Origin of the sequence: Aequorivita sinensis (assembly GCF_006346335.1) — a bacterium.
In the GTDB taxonomy this organism is placed as follows: domain Bacteria; phylum Bacteroidota; class Bacteroidia; order Flavobacteriales; family Flavobacteriaceae; genus Aequorivita; species Aequorivita sinensis.
Genome location: NZ_VDMC01000010.1, coordinates 81,865 through 88,424, shown reverse-complemented (window position 1 = coordinate 88,424; position 6,560 = coordinate 81,865). Strand labels below are relative to the sequence as shown.

Annotated in this window: 6 protein-coding genes; all 6 read right to left on the bottom strand. The window is 34.8% G+C overall.

Annotation, left to right across the window (positions count from 1 at the left end):
- Positions 1-295: 295 nt before the first annotated feature.
- The gene (locus FHP04_RS11040; RefSeq protein WP_139856199.1) at positions 296-544 is read right to left on the bottom strand and encodes a hypothetical protein; all 249 of its coding nucleotides are present in this window, start codon (positions 542-544) and stop codon (positions 296-298) included.
- A gap of 310 nt (positions 545-854) precedes the next feature.
- Positions 855-1,637: an enoyl-CoA hydratase/isomerase family protein gene (locus tag FHP04_RS11035; RefSeq protein ID WP_139856198.1), complete on the bottom strand. Its 783-nt coding sequence runs from the start codon at positions 1,635-1,637 to the stop codon at positions 855-857.
- 160 nt (positions 1,638-1,797) lie between these two features.
- A complete protein-coding gene (locus tag FHP04_RS11030) occupies positions 1,798-3,210 on the bottom strand; it encodes a sensor histidine kinase (protein WP_246051422.1) in 1,413 nt (470 codons plus the stop codon).
- Positions 3,211-3,326: 116 nt separating this feature from the next.
- Positions 3,327-3,875: a CopD family protein gene (locus FHP04_RS11025; protein WP_139856196.1), complete on the bottom strand. Its 549-nt coding sequence runs from the start codon at positions 3,873-3,875 to the stop codon at positions 3,327-3,329.
- 43 nt (positions 3,876-3,918) lie between these two features.
- Entirely contained in the window at positions 3,919-5,262 is a 1,344-nt protein-coding gene (locus tag FHP04_RS11020) for an MATE family efflux transporter (protein ID WP_139856195.1), read from the bottom strand.
- Positions 5,263-5,326: 64 nt separating this feature from the next.
- Positions 5,327-6,364: a ferrochelatase gene (gene hemH, locus FHP04_RS11015; protein WP_139856194.1), complete on the bottom strand. Its 1,038-nt coding sequence runs from the start codon at positions 6,362-6,364 to the stop codon at positions 5,327-5,329.
- Between the last annotated feature and the right edge of the window lie 196 nt (positions 6,365-6,560).

The following is a 6,560-nucleotide window of genomic DNA, read 5'->3' as shown; positions in this document are numbered from 1 at the left end:
ATTCAGGCAGGATAAGTTTCAGTAGGTCTAGATAATTGTCCAAAGCTTTGTTTTAAAAAACAAAAATCAGAATTCTATTTCAATTCACACACAACTTTTGAGAATGATCCGGTTTTACATTGGCTATACTTCAAACCTTGATTTACGGATAGCTTTTCACGAAAATCCTGAAACTCGAAAATTCACTTATAATGCTAAAGATCTCTGTGCTTTGGCGAGTTTTTTATAATCGAAATACAGAAATTCTTAGATGTTTTATCTGGATTATATCCATTTTCAGTAAGCGGACTAACACCTAATGAGGTCCTTTTTTATTCATTTTATCGGTGTATTCTTGTCTCATTGGGTTTTTTCCATTGGCTCTATCCGATTTGTCCCAACTTGAATCGTAAATCCAATCGGTTTCTTCGTGAAATAATATACCTTGAAGCTTTTCATGATCTGTATTTCCACTTATATAAAAATCATATACTTTTACGTAAGTAGAGTCCTTTAAAAGGTGTTTGTGCTCGTTAAGCAATTCATTGAATGTAATGTTAGTCATATAAAATATATTTAGGTTAATAATTATTCATTTCTAAAAATACTCTCACAGGTCAAAATATTACGTTGTTTATATTTCGCAAACTTTTAATCTAATTTTCTGTCAGAACTTGTCAGTTTTGAACCCGTTATTCGTTGCGTTTTTAGGAGTCTAAAAACACTTAATATTTAAAATTGTAATAAATGGGTTGAAAACAATTTTTTCCTAAGAAAAGTGTGGAGTTTTTCAGATAAACATGTAGTAAGTCCTTGTTAAAAAACAAAAAGCCTAGCAAGAATGCTAGGCTTTAAATTGAATATCTTACTTGGTATTATTTACCTGGAAAATCTGGTTTTCTCTTATTAAGAAATGCTTGTGTTCCTTCCTTAAAGTCTTCGGTACCAAAGCAGTTTCCGAATTCTTCAATTTCAACATTAAATCCGTTAACGCCGTCTTCGTAATTAGCGTTTATCGCTTTTATAGCCGATTTAATTGCAACAGAGGAGTTTCTCATAATTTTCCCAGCAATCTTTTCAGTAGTTTCAATTAACGCTTCAGGAGTAGTTACTTGATTTACTAATCCGTACTGCAAGGCTTGGTTAGCATCAATCATTCCCGCTGTCATAATCATTTCCATAGCACGACCTTTACCAACCAGCTGAGGAAGGCGTTGTGTACCTCCATATCCAGGAATTACACCTAGTGAAACTTCTGGTAATCCCATTTTAGCATTGTCTGAAGCTATACGGAAGTGCGCTGCCATAGCTAATTCCAAGCCGCCACCAAGAGCAAAACCATTAACAGCTGCAATTACAGGCGTTGTTAGGTTTGCAACAAAGTCGAAAAGTAATTCTTGGCCTTTAGCGGCAAGATTTCCACCTTCAGCTATTGAAAAATCTGCAAATTCACTAATATCCGCACCTGCTACGAAAGCTTTCTCTCCACTACCAGTAACAATAATCACTTTTGTCTCTGAAGATTCATCTGCTTCTTTAAAAGCATTGTGAAGTTCTTGTATAGTTTCACAGTTTAAAGCGTTTAACTTTGATGGACGATTAATTGTGATGGTAGTAATCCCATTATCAGTTTCGGTAAGTATGTTTTGATAGCTCATTTTATATTTTTTTAGATAATCTTTTTCGTATTTACACTAACTTTTTTCAGTTTAAGGTCTCGATTCTATTAGTTGCAGATGCCAATCTGTACGGAATTTTATTTCGGCGACAGCAAGAAATTACGTTTATAAAATTTGTTACCACAAAGCTACTAAAATCCTATTGTATTGCTGGGAATGAAACTTCAAAAGTGGTACTTTCTGAAGTCGAAGTTAGCGATATTGTTCCGCCGTATCTCTCAACTATATTTTTCACCATTCCCAAGCCAAGTCCCATTCCGCTAGATTTAGTGGTAAATTGCGGTTCAAAAATTCTTTCTTTGTTTTCGTTAGGTACGCCAATTCCATTGTCTGTAACGCGTATACTTACGAAAGCTTCTTTAGCTATTACTTCCACATCAATTCGTGGCTCTTCAGGGTTTTTCTGCTCAATAGATTGAATACTGTTTTTAACCAAATTGGTAACCACCCTAACTAGCTGGGTTCTGTCGAATAGTACGCGAACTTCCTCTTCTTCTGAAAAGAAATATATATAATCTTCAGTAAAAATCTCTAAGGCTAATTTTGTGATTTTAACTACGTTTAGTGTTTCATCTTGCTGTGCTGGCATTTTTGCATAGGTTGAAAATGCCGAAGAAATGGAGCTCAAAGTGTCTATTTGCTGAAGCATGGTGTTGGTGTACTCAGCAATTTTTTGTTCAATATCTGGGTCGTTCCGATCAAATTTCCGTTCAAAACTCTGAACTGTAAGTCGCATAGGGGTAAGCGGATTTTTAATTTCGTGTGCTACTTGCTTTGCCATTTCACGCCAAGCAGTTTCACGTTCGCTAGCTGCGAGCTGTGCGGCACTTTTTTCCAATTCGTCAATCATTCTATTATACGCATTGATAAGTGTTGAGATTTCGGAAGGAGTGTCGCTAAGATGTATTTTCTTGTTTCGAGTATCAAAACGGGTTTCTGCTAACTTTTCACTTATTTCCTTTAAAGATCGAGTAATATATTTTGAAAGAAAATATGCCATTGCAATCGCCACTAATAACATTAGTAAATAGGCGATTCCAAGCCTGTAGAGATAGTCTATAAGCTCTTTGTTGATTAGGTCGTCGTCTTCTATATACGGTAGGTTAAGTATCGCTAAGGGTTTAAAATAACTATCTGTAATGTAAGTGTAAGACGATTGGTATTTTTGGCCTCCTTCTTCAAATGCTTTTATATAGTTTTTATTTGATGAATTTTGAAGCTTATCCAAAACTAAGTCTGGGATTTTTTGTGAGACTGTATCTCTGAAAAAAGAAGGTCTTGAAGATTTTAAAAGATTCCCATCGAGGTCGTAAAGGAAAATTTCGAGTCCGTGGATATCTTTTATTTCGTAAATCTTATCCTTAAAAATTAGAGGAATTTGGTTTGTTTCTTCGGGATAGGTAGTATTGTCTAATACGTATTTAATGTTAGCACGAATAGCCGATTCTTTACGTAACAATCGATCACGATGATAATCTTCAGCTTCTGTTTTGTACTGATTAACGGTAACAATAACAATAAGTACTGAGGCTCCAATGACTAAGAAAATCATGGAGAGAAAGATTCTAGTACGTAGCGATTTTTTATAAAAGTACACTTATATCATTTTGAAGAAGAAAGATAGCAATAATTAATCCGCTTTAATTCAGAATTTAAATTTCATAATTCTTAATTGTTCTTTTCTTCTCTAATTCTTTTATACATTTTATATCCCATCATCAATAACATAGAAAAAGCGATGATTCCTACAGTTCCGTAAATCCAGTTTACAGCACTTTTTAGGATTACTAAGAATACAACAGCAAAGAGAATGATGGTCGGCACTTCATTAAAGAGTCGCATTGAATTTGAAGTGTGTTTAATTACCCCTTTTTGAAGTTGTTTAAAAATTTGATGGCACTTAAAGTGATAAATAATAAGTGCGACTACAAACGCTAATTTTACTTGCATCCAAGCATCTGTAAGCCAAAACATTCGCATACTAATAAGCCATATTCCGAAAAATACTGCTAGAATCATACTTGGCCAAGTAATGATATTCCATAATCGAGAAGCCATTATGTTGAGTTGTTTTCCTAAAATTTCTTTTTCAGGAGAAGGTTTTTGTGAAGCTTCAATTTGATAGACAAACAAGCGAACTATATAAAAAAGTCCTGCAAACCAAGTAACTATAAAAATAAGGTGTAATGATTTTATGTATAGGTAGTATTGTTCCATTGAAATAGTATAGAAAAACAGTTTAAAAGTAACCTTTTAATATTTATTCTTTTAGGGTTTTTCGAATTTCTCTATTTAAAAAATATCCAGTAACGATAGTAGACAGTATATCTGCCACAGGGAAAGAAATCCAAACCCCTAATTCACCAAAGTAATGTGGCAGAATAAATATTAATGGGATAAAGAAAAAACCTTGCCTTGTTAATGTTAGCAGTAAAGCGGGAACTGCTTTTCCAACTGCTTGAAAGTATGCCGAACCTATAAGTTGAATTGCGATAATAGGAGTAGCAGCAAACACCCAGCGCATATAATGTGGGGTTTCTGAAAGAATGTCGGGGTCATTAGTAAATACGGAAGTTATGGCTTCAGGAAACGACATTATTATTATGAAAATTAAAATCCCTAATCCTCCTGCGTATAATATGGCTGTGTTAATGCTTTCTCTTACGCGTTTGTATTTATTTGCGCCATAATTATAACCTGCGATAGGTAAAAATCCTTGGGTAACTCCTAGAACTGGGAAGAGTGCAAACATCAACATTCTCCCAATAATTCCATAGGCTGCAACTGAAGCTTCACCGCCAAAATTAAAGAGAATATTATTCATTAACAGGTAGGTTACACTAACTACTGCCTGCCTCGCTAAGGTTACAAATCCTAAAGCCGATATTTCCTTTAAAATGGGAAGGTCTAAACCAAAATGTGACCAGTTTATTTTTAGTTCAGCTTTATCGCTTAAGAAATAATAAAGTATGTAAAAGAAAGATAAGGAGTATGAAATAGTGGTCGCCCATGCGGCACCTGCCATCCCCATATCGAAGATATAAATGAAAATATAGTCTAAAAGGAGGTTCCCTATAGAAGGAATAATCATCGCAATCATTGCGAATTTTGGTTTCCCTTCAGCGCGGATTACATTGTTTCCCATCATACTAAGGGCGAGAAGGGGCACTCCGTATAATACTATGCGATAATAAATTTTTGCAGGCTCAAATATGTCGCCTTTACCTCCGAAAGCTGGAATTAAATCGTTAATAAAAGTTAATCCAAAAATCACCATTGCTACAGTAAGCAATAGCGTTAGTGTGATTTGATTTCCAAAAGTTTTAAGAGCTCTCGCTCTGTTGTTAGAACCTAAAGCTCTAGATATAATAGAAGATCCTCCAATACCAATTGCCATACCCAAAGCGGCAATAAAAAATGATACAGGTAGAACTACATTTATTGCTGCAATGGCAATAGAACCAATCCAATTCCCAACAAAAATAGTGTCTACCACTACATTGAGTGACATCACTAAAATTCCGATTGATGCGGGTAAAGCTTGTTTTACCAATAAGCTACCAATAGCATCGGTGCCAAGAGCATCAGACTGATTAGGTTTCATATAGTTTCTGAAAATTTATTACCCTGAAAATTGCATTCTCTTTATATAAAGAGATATGGTTCAATTAGGCAATTGCCGTTTTTACATCTGCAATTCTCCATTGGTCAATCCATCCTGTTAAAACATCAACCCAATCGTCACGATCGTTTAGACAAGGTATTGTTGTGAATTCTTTTCCGCCAGCTTCGTGAAAAATTTCTTCTCCTTCCATAGCGATTTCTTCCAGTGTTTCTAGGCAATCACTCACAAAAGCAGGTGTTACAACTGCAATTTTTTTAGCTCCTTCTAATCCAAATCTTTCAATTGTTCTGTCTGTAGGTGGTTTTAACCAAGGATCAAAACCTAAACGCGACTGAAAGGCATTAGAATATGTTCCAGGTTTTAAGTTTAACTTTTCGGCAACTAATTCGGTTGTTTTAAAACATTGATGACGATAGCAATATTCGTGGGCTGGAGAATCTGTTACACAACAGCTGCCGTCTATTTTACAATGACTTTTAGTTATATCTCTTTTGTAAATATGTCGTTCAGGGACACCGTGATAACTAAACAGCAAATGCTCATAATCTACACCTTCCAAACTTTCGGCAATACTTTTTGAAAGTACTTCAATATATTCTGGCTTATTGTAAAAAGCCGGAAGTGATGTTATTTCAAGTTGCGGAAAAAACTCCTTTTTTAGTTCTTCCACTTTCACATCAATGGTTTCGGTTGTAGCCATTGCAAATTGCGGGTATAAAGGAATCGTTAAAACTTCATCCACATCTTGATCAACCAATTCTTGTAGCCCTTTTTTTAAGGTCATACTTCCATAACGCATGGCCAAAGCAACAGGAATTGTAATTTTTTTCTGAATTTTTTCTTGAAGTCGTTCTGAAATTACAATTAAAGGAGACCCCTCATCCCACCAAATCTTTTTGTAAGCTTCGGCTGATTTCTTAGGTCGTGTGTTTAATATAATCCCTCTTACTATAAAAGAGCGAAGCCAAAAGGGAACGTCAATAACCCGTGGATCCATCAAAAACTCGTCAAGATATTTTTTTAAGTCTTTCGGGTCGGTGCTATCAGGTGAACCGAGATTTACTAGGAGAACTCCTTTCATTTGTGATTTAAATTTAAAAAAAACAAAATTACTCTTTTAAAATTGAACCTTCAAGATTGATATTGGTAATTAATCCTATGGCAATATTAGAAAAGCTTATGTGTTATTTAAGCCTTAATTGCTGAAGCAGAAAAGATTAAAACAAAAAAAACCCCGAAAATTCAATTTTCCTTGAATATCGGGGGTTTACAAACTA

Excerpts from the sequence above, each read along its gene's own strand:
- FHP04_RS11040 (WP_139856199.1), bottom strand. The coding sequence starts at position 544 with ATGACTAACATTACATTCAATGAATTGCTTAACGAGCACAAACACCTT.
- FHP04_RS11035 (WP_139856198.1), bottom strand. The coding sequence starts at position 1,637 with ATGAGCTATCAAAACATACTTACCGAAACTGATAATGGGATTACTACC.
- FHP04_RS11030 (WP_246051422.1), bottom strand. The coding sequence starts at position 3,210 with ATGATTTTCTTAGTCATTGGAGCCTCAGTACTTATTGTTATTGTTACC.
- FHP04_RS11025 (WP_139856196.1), bottom strand. The coding sequence starts at position 3,875 with ATGGAACAATACTACCTATACATAAAATCATTACACCTTATTTTTATA.
- FHP04_RS11020 (WP_139856195.1), bottom strand. The coding sequence starts at position 5,262 with ATGAAACCTAATCAGTCTGATGCTCTTGGCACCGATGCTATTGGTAGC.
- hemH (WP_139856194.1), bottom strand. The coding sequence starts at position 6,364 with ATGAAAGGAGTTCTCCTAGTAAATCTCGGTTCACCTGATAGCACCGAC.